14 protein-coding genes are annotated in these 17,224 nt (G+C 64.0%); 4 read left to right on the top strand and 10 right to left on the bottom strand.

The genetic code is table 11. The annotated features are described in order from the left end of the window. Window positions 1-28: 28 nt before the first annotated feature. Window positions 29-3,454: a double-strand break repair helicase AddA gene (gene addA, locus G7077_RS13125; protein ID WP_246167224.1), complete on the bottom strand. Its 3,426-nt coding sequence runs from the start codon at window positions 3,452-3,454 to the stop codon at window positions 29-31. 47 nt (window positions 3,455-3,501) lie between these two features. Between addA and G7077_RS13120 the strand changes: the two genes are divergently transcribed. Beyond that, window positions 3,502-3,642 (top strand): hypothetical protein, encoded by a 141-nt coding sequence (locus G7077_RS13120; RefSeq protein ID WP_166409936.1) that lies wholly within the window; start codon window positions 3,502-3,504, stop codon window positions 3,640-3,642. Between the two features lie 2 nt (window positions 3,643-3,644). On the opposite strand, the gene addB is transcribed toward G7077_RS13120, so the two are convergent. From addB to G7077_RS13085, 7 genes are all read right to left on the bottom strand, one after another. Next, on the bottom strand, window positions 3,645-6,557 hold the full coding sequence (gene addB / locus G7077_RS13115) for a double-strand break repair protein AddB (RefSeq protein WP_166412092.1): 2,913 nt from the start codon (window positions 6,555-6,557) through the stop codon (window positions 3,645-3,647). Next, window positions 6,550-7,245 carry a nucleotidyltransferase family protein gene (locus G7077_RS13110; protein WP_166412495.1) on the bottom strand — a complete coding sequence of 232 codons (696 nt, stop codon included), beginning with the start codon at window positions 7,243-7,245 and terminating at the stop codon, window positions 6,550-6,552. Before G7077_RS13110 ends, addB begins: the two co-directional genes overlap by 8 nt. 53 nt (window positions 7,246-7,298) lie before the next feature. Further along, complete coding sequence (locus G7077_RS13105; RefSeq protein ID WP_246167222.1) at window positions 7,299-8,297, bottom strand: aminoglycoside phosphotransferase family protein; 999 nt, start codon at window positions 8,295-8,297, stop codon at window positions 7,299-7,301. Further along, window positions 8,282-8,716 carry a tRNA (adenosine(37)-N6)-threonylcarbamoyltransferase complex ATPase subunit type 1 TsaE gene (gene tsaE / locus G7077_RS13100; RefSeq protein ID WP_166412091.1) on the bottom strand — a complete coding sequence of 145 codons (435 nt, stop codon included), beginning with the start codon at window positions 8,714-8,716 and terminating at the stop codon, window positions 8,282-8,284. The genes G7077_RS13105 and tsaE overlap by 16 nt, the downstream gene beginning before the upstream one ends. Next, the gene (locus G7077_RS13095) at window positions 8,713-11,067 is read right to left on the bottom strand and encodes a PAS domain-containing sensor histidine kinase (protein ID WP_166412090.1); all 2,355 of its coding nucleotides are present in this window, start codon (window positions 11,065-11,067) and stop codon (window positions 8,713-8,715) included. The genes tsaE and G7077_RS13095 overlap by 4 nt, the downstream gene beginning before the upstream one ends. A gap of 80 nt (window positions 11,068-11,147) precedes the next feature. Then, window positions 11,148-12,560 carry an adenosylhomocysteinase gene (gene ahcY / locus G7077_RS13090; RefSeq protein ID WP_166412089.1) on the bottom strand — a complete coding sequence of 471 codons (1,413 nt, stop codon included), beginning with the start codon at window positions 12,558-12,560 and terminating at the stop codon, window positions 11,148-11,150. Window positions 12,561-12,669: 109 nt separating this feature from the next. Beyond that, entirely contained in the window at window positions 12,670-13,230 is a 561-nt protein-coding gene (locus G7077_RS13085) for a YqgE/AlgH family protein (RefSeq protein ID WP_166412088.1), read from the bottom strand. 96 nt (window positions 13,231-13,326) lie between these two features. Between G7077_RS13085 and G7077_RS13080 the strand changes: the two genes are divergently transcribed. Together G7077_RS13080 and G7077_RS13075 are read left to right on the top strand one after the other, a co-directional pair. Beyond that, entirely contained in the window at window positions 13,327-13,806 is a 480-nt protein-coding gene (locus G7077_RS13080) for a peroxiredoxin (protein ID WP_166412087.1), read from the top strand. 108 nt (window positions 13,807-13,914) lie between these two features. Further along, complete coding sequence (locus G7077_RS13075; RefSeq protein ID WP_166412086.1) at window positions 13,915-14,235, top strand: hypothetical protein; 321 nt, start codon at window positions 13,915-13,917, stop codon at window positions 14,233-14,235. A gap of 51 nt (window positions 14,236-14,286) precedes the next feature. Here G7077_RS13075 and G7077_RS13070 read toward each other — a convergent pair whose 3' ends face one another. Beyond that, entirely contained in the window at window positions 14,287-15,045 is a 759-nt protein-coding gene (locus G7077_RS13070; protein ID WP_166412085.1) for an alpha/beta fold hydrolase, read from the bottom strand. 327 nt (window positions 15,046-15,372) lie between these two features. Here G7077_RS13070 and G7077_RS13065 point away from each other — a divergent pair, with 327 nt between their 5' ends. Continuing rightward, window positions 15,373-16,776 carry a methyl-accepting chemotaxis protein gene (locus tag G7077_RS13065; RefSeq protein WP_166412084.1) on the top strand — a complete coding sequence of 468 codons (1,404 nt, stop codon included), beginning with the start codon at window positions 15,373-15,375 and terminating at the stop codon, window positions 16,774-16,776. Window positions 16,777-16,778: 2 nt separating this feature from the next. Here G7077_RS13065 and G7077_RS13060 read toward each other — a convergent pair whose 3' ends face one another. Continuing rightward, window positions 16,779-17,210, bottom strand: coding sequence for a GFA family protein (locus G7077_RS13060; protein WP_166412493.1), 432 nt, complete (start codon window positions 17,208-17,210; stop codon window positions 16,779-16,781). Between the last annotated feature and the right edge of the window lie 14 nt (window positions 17,211-17,224).

Raw genomic sequence — 17,224 nt, 5'->3', positions numbered from 1 at the left:
GAGCATATGGGGGCTGGTTGTGCGCCTCTCAAGCGGCAAGTTCGAACAGTCGAGGCGCCGCCGTGTAGAGCAGCGCGGCACGAACCTCTCGGCCCGGAAAGATGATGCGCAGCGCCTCGACATAAGCTTCCATCTGGCGCCGATGTGGCGGCGGGATGTCTGCTTCGGAATCGGGCGGACGCCCGGTCTTGTAATCGACGACCGACACCCTCGCAGGTTCGATCAACAGACGGTCGACCGTGCCCGCTAGCACCCGGCCGTCGGAAAGAGTGGCTGCAATGGGTGCTTCAGCGAGCGAGCCGGGCCCAAACAGGGCGGCAAAGTCGGGATTGCCAAGAACGTCGCAGACCTGTCCCGCGATCTCCTCGGCAAGTGCCGCCTCGGTCACCCCTCCGTGGCTGTTAAGCCAATTCAAGGCCAGCTGCCGCCGCTGCGCTTCCTCTACCTCGGGCAGCCGCTCGAAAAGTTGGTGGATCAAGGTTCCGCGACGGGCGGCCGCGCGCATGGCCGCACTTGGAGGCTGGGCAGCTTCGCGGTCTTGCCCCATCGCCGATGGGGCAAGGGGACGCGGTGGGCGGCTTTCCTCCGGCGCCGGACGGCTCGTCCAATTGGGGATCGATAAAGGTGGGAGAGCAGTCTTCGCCGATCTCTCCCGGACACGCTTTGCAGGCACATCGCCACGATAGACGAGCCGCCGCGACCAACGCCCGTCCTCCTGCCATTCCGCTCCCAGGGAGGTGAGCGCGCGCTCTACACGCACGTGCCAGCTATTCTCAGCCAGTGCCCTGCCCGGCTTCACGCCAGCGACCACCAGCCGCTCCACGGCCCGGGTCAAGCCGACGTAGAGCAATCGCCAATGCTCCTGGAGGTCTCGCTCCTCGTCGGCCTGCATGATCTCGGCGAAGGGAAAGATGCGCTCTGCCTTTCGCGGACGGATCAGAGGGGCATTGCCGGCGCCAGGCACGGGAAGGTCGATGGTCCGCGACACGCCGCCGAGCTTGGCGGGGTCTGCGGACGCATCGGCGATGAGGACGAACGGCGCTTCCAGCCCCTTGGAACCGTGAACGGTCATCACCCGCACCGCGTTGGCGGGGGCCGATGGATCGCGTTTGACCTCGACATTCCCGCGCGAGAACCATGCCAAGAACCTGTCCAGCGAGGCAATCTCGCCAGCCTCGAATTCCAGTGCGCTCGAAAGCAGTTCCTCGATCGGATCGCGCGCGGCCATCCCGAGCCGGGCGTAAAGCTTACGCCGCCCACCGATGGGGCCTGACAGGATGGTCTCGAGGAAACGGTGCGGCGTCGTATAGTCGGCCGCGGCAAGAAGTTGCGACAGCAGATTGCGCGCTTCGTTCACATGCGAAGCGGGGTCGGCCTGCCTCAGTTCCGCCCAAAGGCTTCCCTGCCGACCGAAGGCAAGGTCGCGGAGCTGATCCTGGGTCCAGCCGATGAGCGGCGAGACCAGCAGGTTGGCAAGCGCTAGATCGTCGAGCGGCTGGACAGCAAAGGCCACGGCGGCGATCAGATCCTGCACCGCTAGCGGCTTCTGCAGGTGCAGCCGATCGATGCCTGCGACCGGCACCCCTTCCTCGAAAAGGCGGGCGACAATCAAGGACGCAAGCTCGCCCCGGCTTCGTACCAGGATCAGAATGTCCCCGGCGCTCAGCGGCCGTTTGGTCGATTCCAGCACCGGCGCCTCGGCCAGCCAGTCCCGGACCTGCTCCGCAATCCTGCTGGCGTAGAGGCGCTCCGTTTCGTCGAGCCAGCCCTCTTCGCCTTCATCGACCTCATCATCGCCGGGATCGAAAGGTGGCCATAGTTCAACGGTGCCCGACCGGTCACGGAAGAAAGCGGCATGGGCATTAGGCGGGTCGGGAAGGCCCATTTCCCGATAGCCGACCTCGCGAATGACGGCGTCGACGCTCTCCACTACCGCGGGTGCGGAGCGAAAGCTCGCATCGATCGACAAGTCCCGGAATTCAAGCGCTGCCCAGGCAGGCAGGTCTGCTTGGCGTGCGGCCTCGGCGAGCGCCGAGGCATGGCTTCTCACCCAATTGCGCGCCTCTTGGAACTCCGCAGGATCAGTGCCCTGAAAGCCGAAGATCGCCTGCTTGAAGTCGCCGACCATGAAGATGGTCCGGTGCTGATCGGAGGCGCCCGCCCCGCTGAAATATTCCGCAGCGAGCGCCTCGATGATCTCCCACTGCTGCCGGTTCGTGTCCTGCGATTCATCCACCAGAATATGATCGGTGCGCCGATCAAGCTTGTAGCGGACCCAGTCGCCCATTCCGTCCGTCTTCAGCAATCGTCGGGTCCAGGCGATCAAATCGTTGAAGTCGGCGACGCCGACAGCGCGCTTCGCGTGCGTGTAGGCTTGGGCGAAGGCTTGGCCCGAGCGCAAGCCGGCTGCCATATCGCGTACCAAGTGAGTGGCCGCTTCGATGGAGGCAAGCTGCCCAAGTCTTGTGGCAAGCTCTTCGACTAGCTCCTCGTAATCACCGCACACGGCGATTTGCTTTGGAGAGACTTTGAAGGCTCGGAAGTCCTTGGTCACGAGTTTAGTGGCAAGTTTACTCAGTCCACTTGCCCGCGATTTCGGAGTGGCATTCAGCCATTCTTCGATATTCTCGCATATGGTTCGGCCGCTGTCGGTTTCCCACTGCCGGTTCGCCTCAAGTAGCCGATACAACAATTCACAGTTGAAGCGGTCGTCACTGCATTCGCTCTGCAGGACAGTTTCTAGATCACCTTCGGGCAGACCCATCATTCGCCGAAGACGCATGTCGATGTCTTCAGGTAGACCAAGCGCCGTCATGACGTCGGGCACCCGCGCGCAGTCCATCAGATAATCGGTTGCGCCCTTCTCACCCACGCGCACGCTGAGGCACTGAACGTCCGCCATCAGCTGCCGGTCGCCGCTCCGTTCCGCGTCGGCGAGAAGGTTGGCAAGCGTGGTCCGTGCAAGCTCCTGCTCGGCCCGCCCCTCGATCGGCTGGAAGCCTGGTGTAATGCCCGCTTCCGCAGGAAAACTGGCAAGCAGGGTTTGCGCGAAGCTGTGGATGGTCTGGATGCGAAGACCGCCGGGCGCATCCAGCACCTTGGCAAACAGCCTGCGGGCGCGTTGCAGCCGCTCCGGGTGGTTCGCCTCGCCGATTGCATACAGCTCCTTGCGCAGCACCGGATCGGGCATGCGGACCCAAGCCGCCAGACGCGCGCCAATGCGGTTCGCCATCTCCGCCGCACCGGCCTTGGTGAAGGTAAGGCAGAGGATGGATTCGGGCGCCACACCGCTCAGCAGCAGCCGCAATACGCGGGCCGTCAGGACTTGAGTCTTCCCCGTTCCGGCCGACGCCGACAGCGCCGCATGAATGCCCGGGTCCACGGCGACAGCCTGATCGCCGTGCAATGGCTTCAGCCCGCTGATCCGCGCCGTCACCACGCCGGAACTTCCCAAGCCGATGGCGGCTTTCTACTAAGGGGAAGCCTTTCAGTGGAGAGATCATGACGGACGAGAGCGACAAACCTGGCGAAGAACGGCGGCAGAAGCTGATGAAGGCCGGCGTCGCGGTCGGGATCGGCTCCGCCGCGATCGTCGCCGCCTTGCTTTATGCCTCCAAGGTGAAGCCCGGTCGGAAGAAATAGGCTCATCGCCGGCCGTACCATTCTTCCAGCCGCATCAGCTGGTCGTAATCGCCATAAGGCGCAAAGGCGGGATGGAGTTTCGCGGTAAAGGGTTCCTGGCCGCTCAGCCACCTCGCGACCGCGTCGTCGAAGTGTCGGCGTGCGTGATCCAGAAAGTCGTCGGCCCCCAGCTTGGCGTCGGGGCAGGCAAGCTTGCCGAACTTGTCGCGGTCCTTGGTCAGTGACCAATATTCATGCGCCGAAGGCTTGCCGTGAACAGCTCCAAACCCGTTCGCTCTGGCAATAAGACCCAGTAGGCCTAGCTGAAGCGCAAAGCCTGCATCCACTGCCGCTTGCCTGGGCGGCTGACCGGTCTTGTAATCGACGATAGCCAGCGTTCCGTCTGCTAAGCGATCGATACGATCGGCTTTTCCGTAGACGATTACCTCGCCGAGCTTCGCCTCACCCTTCGCTTCGGCGACCAGCGGGCGGCGCCCCTTGGACCGATTTTCAGCCTCCAATTCCCCGATCCAGCGGATCGCCTCCATCAACCGCGGCTGCCACAAGGCGCGCAGCATGGGATGAATGGTCGCATCCTCCAGCAAGGCGCGCGCCCGCGCTTCGAGCCGGTCGGGCGTGCAATCGTCCTCCCGTAGCCAATCCTCCAGCACCTTGTGCACTGCCGTGCCCCGCCAGGCAGCGCTGTGATCAGCATCGACCGGGTCGAGCCGCCGAACCCTGAGGATCTCCTGCGCGTAAAAGGCGAACGGATCCGCCTTCAGGCGGTCCACGGAGGTCACCGAGATCCGCCTCGGCCGCTGCTCCGATGTCGGTACGGGTGCAGGCCGGTCCACCGGCCGGGGCTGTCCCATGTCGTCCAGCCCTCGTGCCAGACGCTCCAGCCGCACGTCGTGGAGCAGCCCGCCGGTCATCGCCTGCAAGCGCAGCCAGAAGCGCGAGGCGACGGTCGGGGCCTTGCTGTCACGTCGCGAGCGGGTGATCAGCACTTGCGGAGCGCCCAAGGCGCTGGCGAAATCGTGCGCGGACAGGCCGATACGATATTCGAGCGTCGGCAGCCCCAGATTGGCGCGGATCTTCGGTGCCAGCCACGCGTCCGGCGCCGGCGGTGCCGGCCACACGCCTTCGTTCAACCCGCCGAGGATCATCAGATCCGCCTGCTGCAGCCTGGCTTCCAGAAGGCCGAAGATAAACAAGCGAGGATGGCCACCATAAGGCGGCCGGACGCTTTGCTGATCCAGAATTTGCCGAAGCACGGGCTGGGCATCCGATGCTCCCAGAATCAATCCTTGTCCGTCATCCAGATCTGCCAGCAGGTCCGCAGCTTGGCGTCCGGCCGGCCCGGCCCAGGCGCGGCCGTCGGTCAGCTTGTCCGCCGCATCGACCAGGCGGGCGATGAACGCCTCTACTGGCAGTGTATCCGCAAACCAGCCGAGCAGTTGTTCAACCGCGGGCTTGAGCTCTCGCCACGCCTGGAGACACCCGCGGCATCCCCGCTCCTTTTCCTTTAGCTCGATATGCCGTTCCAGGCCGTCGAGCATCGCTGCGGGCCGTGGCCCACGGAGCGCAAGGTCGAGCAATCGCACCTTGTCGAGCCACGCCCTCCGCGCGTCGCCCTCGCCGCCCACCAGCGGATGCTTCAGCAAGGCGAGTAACGGCACGGGTGCCAGCTCCTCGGTCGCTACTGCCGCGATGCCGAGCAGCAAGCTGCCGACGGGCGTTTCCGACAAGGCGCGCCCGGCACTGTCGTCGGCGTCGATTCCCCATCGGGCGAGCAAAGCGGAGACGCGGCGCGCCAGCGTCCGGTCGGGCGTTACCAGAGCCGCGGTCCGCCCTGGCACCTCCAGCGCTTCCCGCATTGCTAGGGCGATTGCCTGCGCCTCTGCGGCCGGATCGGCAAGCTCCGCGACTTTTACCCCGCCAAGCCTACGGTGTGCGGGAGGAAGGCCGTTCCATTTGTCGCTGAAATCGGCCGCGGTCATCGCGTTCGCCACGACGCGGCTTCGCGCCGCGGGCGATGAAGCCCGCCCCGCCGACGGCCAGGGCCGGACCTCGCCCCGCGCCACCCCGATGCGGTCGAGCAATTCCTTCAGGTGATATTGCGGATGGGTCTGCTCGCTGCGACCGCGATCGTCGGGACCGAGTGCATCCCATTCGGCATCGGGCATAATAGTAGCGAGTGACAATGCAGGCAGGACGACCATCCCATCCGGCATGCGCGCGACCCGATGAAGCAGCGCGGCGACCGCAGGTGCGGCCGTCGTAATCCCAGCGGCAATGGTAAAGCCCGACGGCGGGCGGCTCTCCCAGCGTTTGGCAAGGCCGCGCAACAGAAGGTTACGCCGCTCCACTCCGTCGACCCGCCCGAATTCGGCAAGCCGTGCCGGCCAAAGATCGATGATGGCGCGCAGCCGATCGAGCGAGATTTGCCAGTGGATGGCCAGTTCGGGCGCATCCGCCGCCGCCTCTGCAAGCCTCCTAGGATCGACCTCGTTGACCAGCAAAGCATCCAGCGTGCGCGCAAGATCGGCGGCCAGGCGCAGCGATTCCGCCGGGGTGGGTGCGTCCAGGAGCTTTGCAAGCGCGAAAAGCCGGACCTGCGGATCGATCGCAGGGGGAGTTCCGGCGTCCTCCTGCAATGGGTCGAGGGCACCCCCGATCCTTTCTTCCAACTCCGGATCGCCGATTGCGATCAGCCGCGGCAGGACGAGCCCTCCGCCGCTTGCGCGGACAAAGGCCTCGGTGAGCGTTCGAACCGCGCGGTTGTTGGGGAGCAGGATTCGCCCGCTCGCAAGCGCCACCGGATCCCTGCCGAAGCGGCCGATGAGACCGGCAACCAGCGCATCGGCGAAGGAACGATGCGCGGGGACGGTGAAAACAGTCGGCGCGTGGATCGTCTGCGCCGATGGTTCAGGCATCCTGAAGTGCCGCCTCGGTCGCCCCGATCGCATCGGGCGTACCGACGTCGAACCACAGGCCCTGGTGGACCACCCCGAAGCAGCGGCCTTCCTCTATCGCCCGATCCCACAGGATGTTGGTTGAAAAGGGCCCCTCAGGTGCATCGCGAAGCAGCCGCTTCGAAACGATTTGAATGCCGGTGTAGACGAAAGGCGCGACATGCGACTTCTCGCGGCGGCGAAGCCGCCCGTCGCAATCCATATGGAAGTCGCCCTGCCCCCGATGATTGCCGGCGCGGGCCAACGCGACCAGAAGCAGCAGGGCGTCCATCCGCTCTCCGTCCCAGTGGGACGCGAGCAGCTTCAGCGTGTCGGCGGGACCGTCGACCCAAAGATTGTCGCTGTTGACGGCCAGGAACGGGTCGCAATCGATCATCGGCGCCGCCTGCACGAGTCCGCCGCCTGTCTCGAGCAATTCCTTGCGCTCATCGGAAATCTTCACGTCGAGATCGGCGGCGTGGCTCTTGAGGTGCGCCTCGAGCGCATCGGGAAGGTAGTGCACGTTGACGATGACGCGCCTGACTCCGGCCGTCCGGAGCCGATCGAGGACATGGTCTAGCAACGGCTTGCCCGCAACTTCGACCAGCGGTTTAGGGCGCGTGGCGGTCAGCGGCCGCATACGCTTGCCGAGGCCCGCCGCCATCACCATCGCCGTATGCGGCACCTCCGCCGGGATTTCGGCGCGCAGCCGCAAGCTCTTGGTCACGGCAGCTTGCTCCAGATCTCGGCTCGGTGGGTTGCCGGCACAGTATCATCGAACCAGTTCCGAACTGGCTCAAGTCCCGGCTGCGCTAAGTCGCGCTCAAGCAAGCCCCACATACGCGGCTGAAATGCCGTGTAATGCGGCTTGTTGTCCCGCTTCCAAAGTCGGGTGAAGACACCAAGGATGCGGGTGTTCCGCTGTGCCGCAAGCGCCCAGTAGGAGCGTTCGAAGCTTTCGTCCTGGTTCGTCGCCGCCATGTAGCGGTCGAGCATTTCCTGCTCGACTGCCGGCGGCACGTCGCGGCGCGCATCCTCCAGCACGGAAGCGAGGTCGTAGGCCGGGTGGCCGGCAAGCGCATCCTGAAAATCGAGCAAGCCCAAATGAGCAATGCCTTCGCGGCCGGCGACCAGCATGACGTTCTCGGCGTGATAGTCGCGAAGCACCGTCACCGGCCCAAGCCCGTCGTTCGCTACCGGCCCAAGTACGTCAGTCCACGCAGCGCGGAAACCATCGCGGTCTGGCTCGATCCCCACCGCCGGACAATACCAGTCGGTGAACAGCATGACCTCGTCCAGCCACTGCTCCAATCCGTGAACAGGCAGGCCGCCCATCGGCTCGTGGCGGTGTAGGTGAACCAGCACGTCCGTCGCAGCCGAATAAAGTTCCCGCTCGCGGCGAGGGTCGGCGTCCACCGTCTCGCGGAGCCGAACGTCGCCGAAATCGCCGAGCAGCAACAAGCCCTTGTCGAGATCCTGGGCGAGTATGTCGGGTGCGCTCAGCCCCTTGGAACAGAGCCACTGCGCCACGTTGATGAACGGCCGCGGGTCTTCGTGCGGCGGAGGTGCGTCCATCAGGACCGCCCGGCCATGGTCGGCGATCACCCGAAAGTAGCGGCGAAAGCTGGCGTCACCGGCGAGTGGCTCGATCCGGGCACCGCTCCAGCCATTCGCTTTAAGAAAATCGGGAGCATGCGGCGGCGGAATCATCGGAACGGCCATCGTTGTTCCCATGCCGGAGGAACGATTGCTGTCAAGGATCGCGCGCCGCTTGCTTCGGCCTTCAAGGTCAGCCGCAAGGCGTGCGGCCATGCGCCCTCGCCCGCGCGTTCCGGCCATTCAACCAGCAGAATGCCATCGTCCGCGGCATCGAGGCCGAGTTCGGCCAACTCGCCAGCATCCTCGATCCGATAGAGATCGACATGCCACACAGGCGGCACCAACGCGTCGTAGGGCTGGACGATTGCAAAGCTGGGGCTCGGCACGTCGCCTGCATGGCCCAACGCTTCAAGAAAGCCCCGCGCCAGAGTCGTCTTGCCCGCCCCCAAATCGCCGGACAGCAGGATCACATCGCCTTCGCGCGCAGCGGCTGCAAGCCGCCCACCCGCCGCGCGGGTCGCCCCCTCGTCCACCAGGATCACCGGGTGCCACGAGGGATGGTCATGGTGACGCGCGTGCCCTTGCCGACTTCACTGTCCAGTTGAACCGTCCCGCCGTGCGCTTCGATGAACTGTCGAGTCAACGGCAGGCCGAGGCCAAGCGCCGCTTCGCCGCTGACATTCGCCTCGGCGACCCGGTGGAAGCGATCGAACACGCGCGGCATGTCCTCCGCCGGTATACCGGACCCATTGTCCGCGATCGTCACGGTGACGCTGGTATCGTCGCCCTTGGCTTCAAGACGGATGGTTCCCTTGGGGTCGGTATAGGCGACCGCATTGTAGAGCACATGCTCCATGGACTCCCGGAGCCGGCGCGCATCTCCCGTCACATAGCCGGTCGACGGATCGATCACTGCCTCCAGCTTCTGCGACTTCTCCGCCGAGCGCTGCGACGCGGCCTGCAATGCCGTCCGGCATAGGCCGCCAACATCGACCCGCTCACGATCGAGCGTCACACCGCGCGCATCGCCCGTCGTAAGATCGAGCACATCGTCGACCAGGCGCGACAACCGCGCCACCGCATCGAGGATCGCTTTGACGTAGTCTTCGGCGGTCGGGCTAAGCTCGCCGGCGTAGCCGTTGGCGATCATCTCCGCGAAGCCGCCGATCGAGGTCAGAGGCGTCCGCAGTTCGTAGCTCATATTGGCGACGAAGTCGGTCTTGACGCGGTCCGCCTCCTCCAACGCCGCAGCGCGTTCGCGAAGCGCCGCCTCGATCCGGCTCGAGTCCGTGACGTCCAGGAAGGTCAGCAGGGCATTGCCATCGGGAAGCGGAACGGCGGCGAACTGGAAATAGCGCCCGTCCGTCATCGAAATCCGGCCGCTCGCAGCCTTGCGTTCGTTGGTGGTCTGGCGAACGACCTCCCGGATCTGCGCAGCTGCCGTTGGGTTGACGAGCTTCCGCGCCATTGCGGGCACCAGCTCATCGACGCGCGGGTGTTCGCTCAGCCAGCTATCGTCCAAGTCCCAGACATCGCTGAAGCGGCGGTTCCACAAGTAGAGGCGCCCATCGCTCGCGAACACCGCGATGGACTCAAACAGATTGTCGAACGTCGCTGCGCGGACCCGAAGCAATGTGTCGCGCGCGGAAGCGAGCCGCACCTGCTCCGTCCGATCCTCCAGGAACATGCGGAGCCCGCCGTCGGGGATCGGTTGCGCGACCAGCCGCAAGTGATCGCCGTTGGGGAGGATCCACTCCTCCTCCAGCACCTCCTCCGCACTGGTGAACCAGCCACGTCTTTCTTCCTTCCATGCCGGAAAGTCGCGCGTTTCCGGCAACCGGTTGTTGTCGCGCATTCGCTCCAAGACGCGGTCGAACTCCGGCTGGTCGCTCAGCCATTCCGGGTCCAGCTGAGCCAGAACCGCGAACGGCCGATTGTAGAAGTTCACGGTGCGATCGGCATCGAACTGGATCGCGCCCGCCGTCATGTGGTCCGCCAGTTCGCGCTGCGACTGGATATGCCGCGCCAGCTCGGAACGGGCGTCTTCCAAGTCCTGAACGTCAACGGCAAAGCCCGCTACTGCGCCTGTCGGCAGCGGCACATTGGCCACCCGGAGCATGCGGCGTTCACCGTTGATGATCGCCGGCTGCATGCGGATGTCGGGTGTGCTGTTGGCAAGGGCTCGCTTGGCCGCTTCGCGCGCCGCCTGGCTGCCGGCACCATCGACCAATTCAATGCCGCGGCCGATCACGTCCGCAGCGTCCCGCGCCTCAACGGCAGCCACGAAGGCGGAATTGACGAGCCCAAGCTCCAACTCCGGATTGCGGTACCACATTGGGAAGGGGGCCGCTTCGATGAGGTGGGTCAAAGAGTTGAGCGCCGCCTCCGTCTGGCCGAGGCGGCGGGAGATCTCCGCCTTACCTTCCTCGCCCGCGGTGACGTCGCTTAGCCACAACAGCATGGTACCGGGGGCGCGCGGCGCTGGTGCAGGCCCCGCTTCCGCCCGCAGGATGCGGCTGCTGCCCGCGACACGAACGGTCATTTCAACCCGTTCGCCCGAAATCGCGGCGTTTCGCAGCGCAGAGATCAACGCGGCGCCATCTACGCTGGCCAGACCCCTTTCGTCGCCGGCAAGATCGTCGATCTTCTTCGGCGCCGTTTCGAAGCCGAGTTCGCGAATCAACCGTGGGTCGGCTTCGACCCCACCGCCGGGGTGGATCAGGATCGCCCGGCTCGGCGACGATGCGACCAGCGATCGCATGTCTTGAAGGCGGGCACCGAGGCGGCTCGCATCGCGTACCCGGCGAGCACCCACGAGTGCCAGCGTTACGCCCACTGCCAGCCAGACGAAGGCGAGCCCAAGCGCGACGAAGATTGTCGTCTCGCCTGTCATTGCCCCTGCCCGCCGTCCGTCATCGCGGTGACATTAGGGGCCGCAGCGCCGCTGCAAAGCCCCTAATCACGCGGCTCTGTTTAGTAGCGGTAATGTTCCGGCTTGAACGGGCCTTCGGTGCTGACACCGATGTATGCGGCCTGCTTGTCGTTCAGCTTGGTGAGCTTCACGCCCAGCTTGTCGAGGTGAAGCGCCGCCACCTTCTCGTCGAGATGCTTGGGAAGGACGTAGACGTCGTTCTTATACTTCTCGCCGCCGGTCCACAGCTCGATCTGAGCCAGCACCTGGTTGGTGAAGGAGGAGCTCATCACGAAGCTCGGGTGGCCGGTCGCGCAGCCCAGGTTCACCAGGCGGCCTTTGGCGAGCACGATGATCTTCTTGCCGTCCGGGAACTCGACCTCGTCGACCTGCGGCTTGATCTCCGTCCACTTCATGTTGCTCAGCGCACCGATCTGTATCTCGCTGTCGAAGTGGCCGATGTTGCAGACAATCGCCATGTTCTTCATCGCGCGCATGTGGTCGAGCGTGATGACGTCCATGTTGCCGGTAGCGGTGACGAAGATGTCCGAGCGGGTCGCCGCTTCTTCCATCGTCACGACTTCATAGCCTTCCATCGCGGCCTGGAGCGCGCAGATGGGATCGACTTCGGTGACCAGCACGCGTGCGCCGCCGTTGCGGAGCGAAGCGGCGGAGCCCTTGCCGACGTCGCCAAAGCCGGCAACGGTTGCGACCTTGCCGGCCAGCATCACGTCGGTCGCCCGGCGAATGGCGTCTACCAGCGACTCCTTGCAGCCGTAGAGATTGTCGAACTTCGACTTTGTCACGCTGTCGTTGACGTTGATCGCCGGGAACGGGAGCTTGCCCTGCTTGGCGAGGTCGTAGAGGCGGTGGACGCCGGTGGTGGTCTCTTCCGACACGCCTTTGATGTTCTGGACCGTCTTGGTGAGGTAGCCCGGACGCTCCTTGAGGAAGCGCTGCAGGGTGGCAACGAAAATTTCCTCTTCCTCGTTCGAGGGCGTGAACAGTTCCTCACCCGCCTCGACGCGCGCGCCCCACAAGGCAAACATGGTGGCGTCGCCGCCGTCGTCCAGGATCATGTTGCAGGTCGTGTCCTGGCCCCAATCGAAGATTCGGACCACATAGTCCCAATATTCCTCCAGCGTTTCGCCCTTGATGGCGAACACGGGGATGCCGCGCGCGGCGATGGCGGCAGCGGCATGGTCCTGGGTCGAGAAGATGTTGCACGAGGCCCAACGGATCTCGGCGCCCAGATCGGCGAGGGTCTCGATCAGCACGGCGGTCTGAATGGTCATGTGCAGCGAACCGGTGATGCGGGCGCCGGTCAGCGGCTTGGACGCGCCGAACTCGTCGCGCAGCGCCATCAGACCCGGCATTTCGGTCTCGGCGATCTCAATTTCCTTGCGGCCGAAGTCAGCGAGGCTGAGATCCTTCACCACATAGTCGTCGAAACGGGTTTCAGCCTGGGTCGCCACGTCGATAGTCTCCGTTCAGGAAATGAGAGCGCGCCTGCTTGCGCGGATGCTGGCGCACCTAGCGGCGCACGCGCTAAAAGGCAAATATAAAGATATCTTTATATGTTGATCAAGCAGCGCCGGTTTCGCTCGAAAGCAGGCGCGGATCGATACCCTCCGCCTTGAAGCAAGCGGCCCAGCGCTCGTCGGTGGGCGTGTCGAACAGGATCTGCGCACGCCCCTCCGCCGCAAACCAGCCGTGGCGAGTCATTTCTTCCTCCAGCTGACCGGCACCCCAGCCTGCATAGCCCAGCGCGACTACCCACTGCTTGGGTCCACGCCCCTCCGCGATCGCCTTCAGGACGTCGATGGTGCCGGTCATCGTGCAAACGCCGCCGACGTGAAGCGAATCCTGGCCGCCCCAATCGCTCGAGTGAAGAACGAACCCTCGTCCCGGCTCTACCGGTCCGCCATGGTGGACCGCGCAATCCGGCGCCTGCCCCGGATCGATGTCGAGCTGCTTCAACAAGGCTCGAAACCGCATCCCGGCGCGCTTCTGACCGATGCCGATGCCGACAGCACCATTTTCGTCATGGACGCACAACAACGTCACCGATCGCTCAAACCGTGGATCCGCCATTCCAGGCATGGCGAGCAGCATCTTGCCGGAGAGGAAAGGCGGCGTTGTCATTGCACCGACAATGGAATCGCCAAGTGTCGGGAGCAAGTCTTGAGGCGGCTGTTTGACCGTCCTATGGCGCGGCTCGTCCAAGCTTGGAGAGAGAACATGACCATTTCCATTGGCGACCGCCTGCCTGAACTGCCGCTTACCATTGCCGGCGTGGATGGTCCGCAACCTACGACTACCGGCGAATATTTCGGCGGCAAGCGCGTGGCGCTGTTCGCGGTTCCAGGCGCCTACACGCCCACTTGCTCCGCGCGCCATCTGCCGAGCTTCGTCGAGAAAGCCGGCGAGCTGAAGGGCAAGGGCGTCGACGAGATTGCGTGCATCTCGGTCAACGATCCGTTCGTGATGGCGGCCTGGAACAAGAGCGACGGGTCGGAAGACATTACCATGCTGGCGGATGGGAACGGTGCCTTTGCCGAGGCGATCGGGCTGTCCTTCGACGGCTCCAAGTTCGGAATGGGCAAGCGCAGCCAACGTTATTCCATGATCGTCAACGACGCCGTGGTTGAGCAGCTGAACGTCGAAGCGCCTGGCGAATATAGCGCTTCCAGCGCCGAAACCTTGTTGGGTCAGCTCTAAGCGCTTCGCCGCGCAGCCTTATCGGCTCGCCGCCTGTGAACAGAGAGTCGAAACGCTTAGCGCCCTTGGGCGTTTGGCTTGTCGACACCTTTCAAAAGGAGAGCCGAGATGGCGAACAACAATAATCGAAGCAACCGGAACAACAGCAATCGCGACAGCCGTAGCCAGTATACCGGCGGCGCCGTCGTGGACTATGCCCGCGAGCGTCCGGCGACCGCCGCGGTGGCGGCTGCCGCCGCCGTCGGCGCAGGCGTATTCCTCTGGTCGCGCCGCAACCAGATCAGCGAGCAGCTAAGCGGTCTTAGCGACCAGATCGGACAGTGGTCGGAGCAGCTCAGCAGCCGCCAGTCGGGCGATCTTGGAACGACTGGCTCGACCAACCTTGGCAATGCAGGCGTGGGTTCGTCGGGCGGAACTTCCGACCTGTAGACCAAGGATCTAGGTTAATGGGGCGTCTCGAAAGAGGCGCCCCTTCTTGCGTCAAGACGCCAGAAAATGCGCGATCGCCATGCCAAGTTCGGGGCTCGTGACCGAACTCATATGAGTGCCGGGAATTTCGGTGAACTGCGCACCGATCAGTCGCGCTAAATCCTCTGCTGACCCGTTCTCATCATCCTCGCTACCGCAAACGACCAAGGTCGGCATGGTGAAGGCGGCGGCGACGGCATCACTACTGTCGTAGTCGACCATGCTGCCGAGAAGTTGCGTAGCGGCGACGCGGTCAATCTTCATCGTCTTCATGAACTGGACCGACAGCCAATGAGGGTCCCCGCGCTCCACTTCATTGAAGCGCCGGATCGCTTCCAGAAAAAAACCGCTTCGCCGTGACCAATTGGTCAGCACGTCCGAACCAATCCCCGCGAGGACCGCACGTTCGGGCATCATGCCGCCGACCACCGCCTCGAGCACGGTCCGCGCCCCCAGCGAAAATCCGCCGAGCAGGTATTCGGTTAAGTCGAGCCTCGCGATCAGTTCGTGAAGATCGCGGACTAGAATGTTCTTCGGGTAAGCACCGGGATCGTGAGGCTTGCCGCTGAGGCCGTGTGCCCTGAGGTCCGGCATGATCACGCGAAAGCCTTGCTCGGCAATTCTCGCTGCATGCCCGAACTTGATCCAGTTCACCTCAGCACTAGAAAAAAGACCGTGCAGGAGAATAACGGGCGCTCCCTCACCCACTTCGTGAAAAGCAAGCTCGACCCCGTCGGACGCGTTCCAGTGCTGCACCTTCGCAGCTGTCATAGAACGCGAATGCTTCGGATCGTCGCAGTGACGAGCAGCGTTCCCCGGAGCACGCCCGGGAGGTAAACCCACGTCTGCATTCTGGGTGGAACGTCTTGCGATGTCATGCTTGGAGACATGTCAGTCGCACTTCCACTTTGCAACGATGCCGGCGGATGACCACGGCCGCCGCTGAAACCTGTGCAACCTGGATTGCAAACCCTGCACCTACGTACTGGAAAAACTCACGATTTTGGGTCTCTGCGACGACAAAGCCGTGGCACCATGAAACGCGGTTAAGAAAGTCGCAGGAACTGCTTTCTAAGGCCAACCTAGGTTAGCGGGAGCATGATGTTGGCCACGCACGGCATTGAACAGGTCGCCGAAGACGCCATCCGCGCGGTGGCGCGGGACTGCGGCACCTTGTCCATGGAATGCAGCGACGTCTCCGGCTATGTGCAAGGCGTCGCCTCGCGCCTCCAGCAGAATTTGAAAGTGCTCGACCAGCTGGAAGAGGTCACGGGCACCCTGCTCGTTGATCAGGCGCAGGTCGCCGAGGCGACCGACCAGGCGCGACAGCTATCGGAACAGGCCAAGTCCAAGCTTCACCTCGGTCGCGAAGCCATCGAGGCGACGATTGCCGACTTCAAGGGCATTACCGACCTGGTCGTGCAACTCGGCGACCGTCTGGCGGGCTTTGCGGAGGCAATGCACCAGGTCGAGGTCGTGTCGACCAGCATCGAGGTGATCGCCCGCAAGACCAACATGCTGGCGCTGAATGCCACCATCGAGGCCGCTCGCGCCGGCGACGCCGGTCGCAGCTTCGCGGTGGTTGCGTCCGAAGTGAAGAAGCTGGCCCATGACACACGCGCGGCAACCACCCAGATCGCGGCGACGATCGGCGAGTTGAACCGCGAAGCCGGCGCCGTCACGTCTGAGATCCGCCGGGGTGTCGAGCGTAGCCGAGCCGCACAAAGCACGTTCCACGAGATCAGTAACAATGTTCGCGAAGTGGCAGAGATCGTGGAACTGGTCGACCAGCGCACCGACGGCATCGCTAATTCGACGGGGCTCATCCAGCTAAGCGTGGACCGGGTGAAGGCGGGCCTGACCGGCTTTGCCAGTGACATCCGCGTCAACGGCCGCGACCTCGTTAAGGCGGAGGATCGCCTGCATGGGCTGGAGCAGCTTTCCAACACCATGCTCGACACGCTCGCAAACTCCGGGGCGGCTATCGACGATACGCCGCTGATCCTGACGGCGCAGGACGCGGCGCGAATGATCACTCAAGCAGTTGAGCGCGGGCTTGCCGGCAACATGATCACGATGGATGATGTGTTCGACCGCGACTATCGGCTGATCCAGGGCTCCAATCCTGAGCAGTATGACAGCCGCTTCTGCAACTTCGCCGACGCCTATGTCCGACCGATCCTCGACCGCTTCAAAGCGGGGGATCCGCGCATCATCGGCTCGGCCATCACCGACGTGAACGGCTATCTGCCGACGCATCTCAGCGAGCGTAGCCAGCCGCCCAGCAGGGATCCGGTGTGGAATGACGCCAATTGCCGCAACAAGCGCATTTTCATGGACGAGACGACGCGCAAGGCCGTGGAGAGCGACAAGCCGGCCATGCTCGGAACCTACCGGATGGAGCTTGGCGACCGCTTCGTGCCGGTGAAGAACGTCTTCGTTCCGCTCTACTTCGGCGGCCAGCGCTGGGGTAATTTCGAACTCGCCTACCGCGACGACTGAGGTCAGTCGGGCAGCCTGCCCGTCGCTTTCAGCCAGCGCTTCACAACGTTCGGATTATCCTCCGTCCGAATTCGTGGAAGCGCGGATGTGTCGAGCCATGCTTCGTGCATGCTCTCAACGGCATAGTGGTGACGAGGCTTGAACTTTGAGGGATCGTCGAAGCTGGCGACCGTGAGATCCATCGCATCGCTGTCCGGAAATTCGAAACCGAGCGATGTGCCGCATTCCCGGCAATAGGGACGCCGGGCGATCGGCGACGATACGTACCAGTCCGGCTCCTGCTCCCAGCGCACCTTCGCCTTCTTGATGCCCATGAAAGCGATGGAGACGCTGCCGGTCGCCCGCTGACACATGCGGCAGTGGCACAGGTAGGCGTCGTCGCTGTCGGCGTCGGCGGTGAAGCGTATGCGCCCGCAGGCGCAGCCGCCGGTCATTGCGACCGGCGCCG

Source organism: Sphingomonas piscis, from assembly GCF_011300455.1.
Classification (GTDB): domain Bacteria; phylum Pseudomonadota; class Alphaproteobacteria; order Sphingomonadales; family Sphingomonadaceae; genus Sphingomicrobium; species Sphingomicrobium piscis.
Note: the sequence above shows the minus strand (reverse complement) of the source record. Positions and strands in the feature narration are given on the sequence as shown.

Coding starts and splice junctions, on each gene's coding strand:
- G7077_RS13095 (WP_166412090.1), bottom strand. CDS start 11,067: ATGACAGGCGAGACGACAATCTTCGTCGCGCTTGGGCTCGCCTTCGTC.
- G7077_RS13060 (WP_166412493.1), bottom strand. CDS start 17,210: ATGACCGGCGGCTGCGCCTGCGGGCGCATACGCTTCACCGCCGACGCC.
- G7077_RS13085 (WP_166412088.1), bottom strand. CDS start 13,230: ATGACAACGCCGCCTTTCCTCTCCGGCAAGATGCTGCTCGCCATGCCT.
- G7077_RS13110 (WP_166412495.1), bottom strand. CDS start 7,245: ATGGTGATGGCGGCGGGCCTCGGCAAGCGTATGCGGCCGCTGACCGCC.
- G7077_RS13105 (WP_246167222.1), bottom strand. CDS start 8,297: ATGGCCGTTCCGATGATTCCGCCGCCGCATGCTCCCGATTTTCTTAAA.
- G7077_RS13065 (WP_166412084.1), top strand. CDS start 15,373: ATGATGTTGGCCACGCACGGCATTGAACAGGTCGCCGAAGACGCCATC.
- addB (WP_166412092.1), bottom strand. CDS start 6,557: ATGCCTGAACCATCGGCGCAGACGATCCACGCGCCGACTGTTTTCACC.
- G7077_RS13120 (WP_166409936.1), top strand. CDS start 3,502: ATGACGGACGAGAGCGACAAACCTGGCGAAGAACGGCGGCAGAAGCTG.
- G7077_RS13075 (WP_166412086.1), top strand. CDS start 13,915: ATGGCGAACAACAATAATCGAAGCAACCGGAACAACAGCAATCGCGAC.
- G7077_RS13080 (WP_166412087.1), top strand. CDS start 13,327: ATGACCATTTCCATTGGCGACCGCCTGCCTGAACTGCCGCTTACCATT.
- G7077_RS13070 (WP_166412085.1), bottom strand. CDS start 15,045: ATGACAGCTGCGAAGGTGCAGCACTGGAACGCGTCCGACGGGGTCGAG.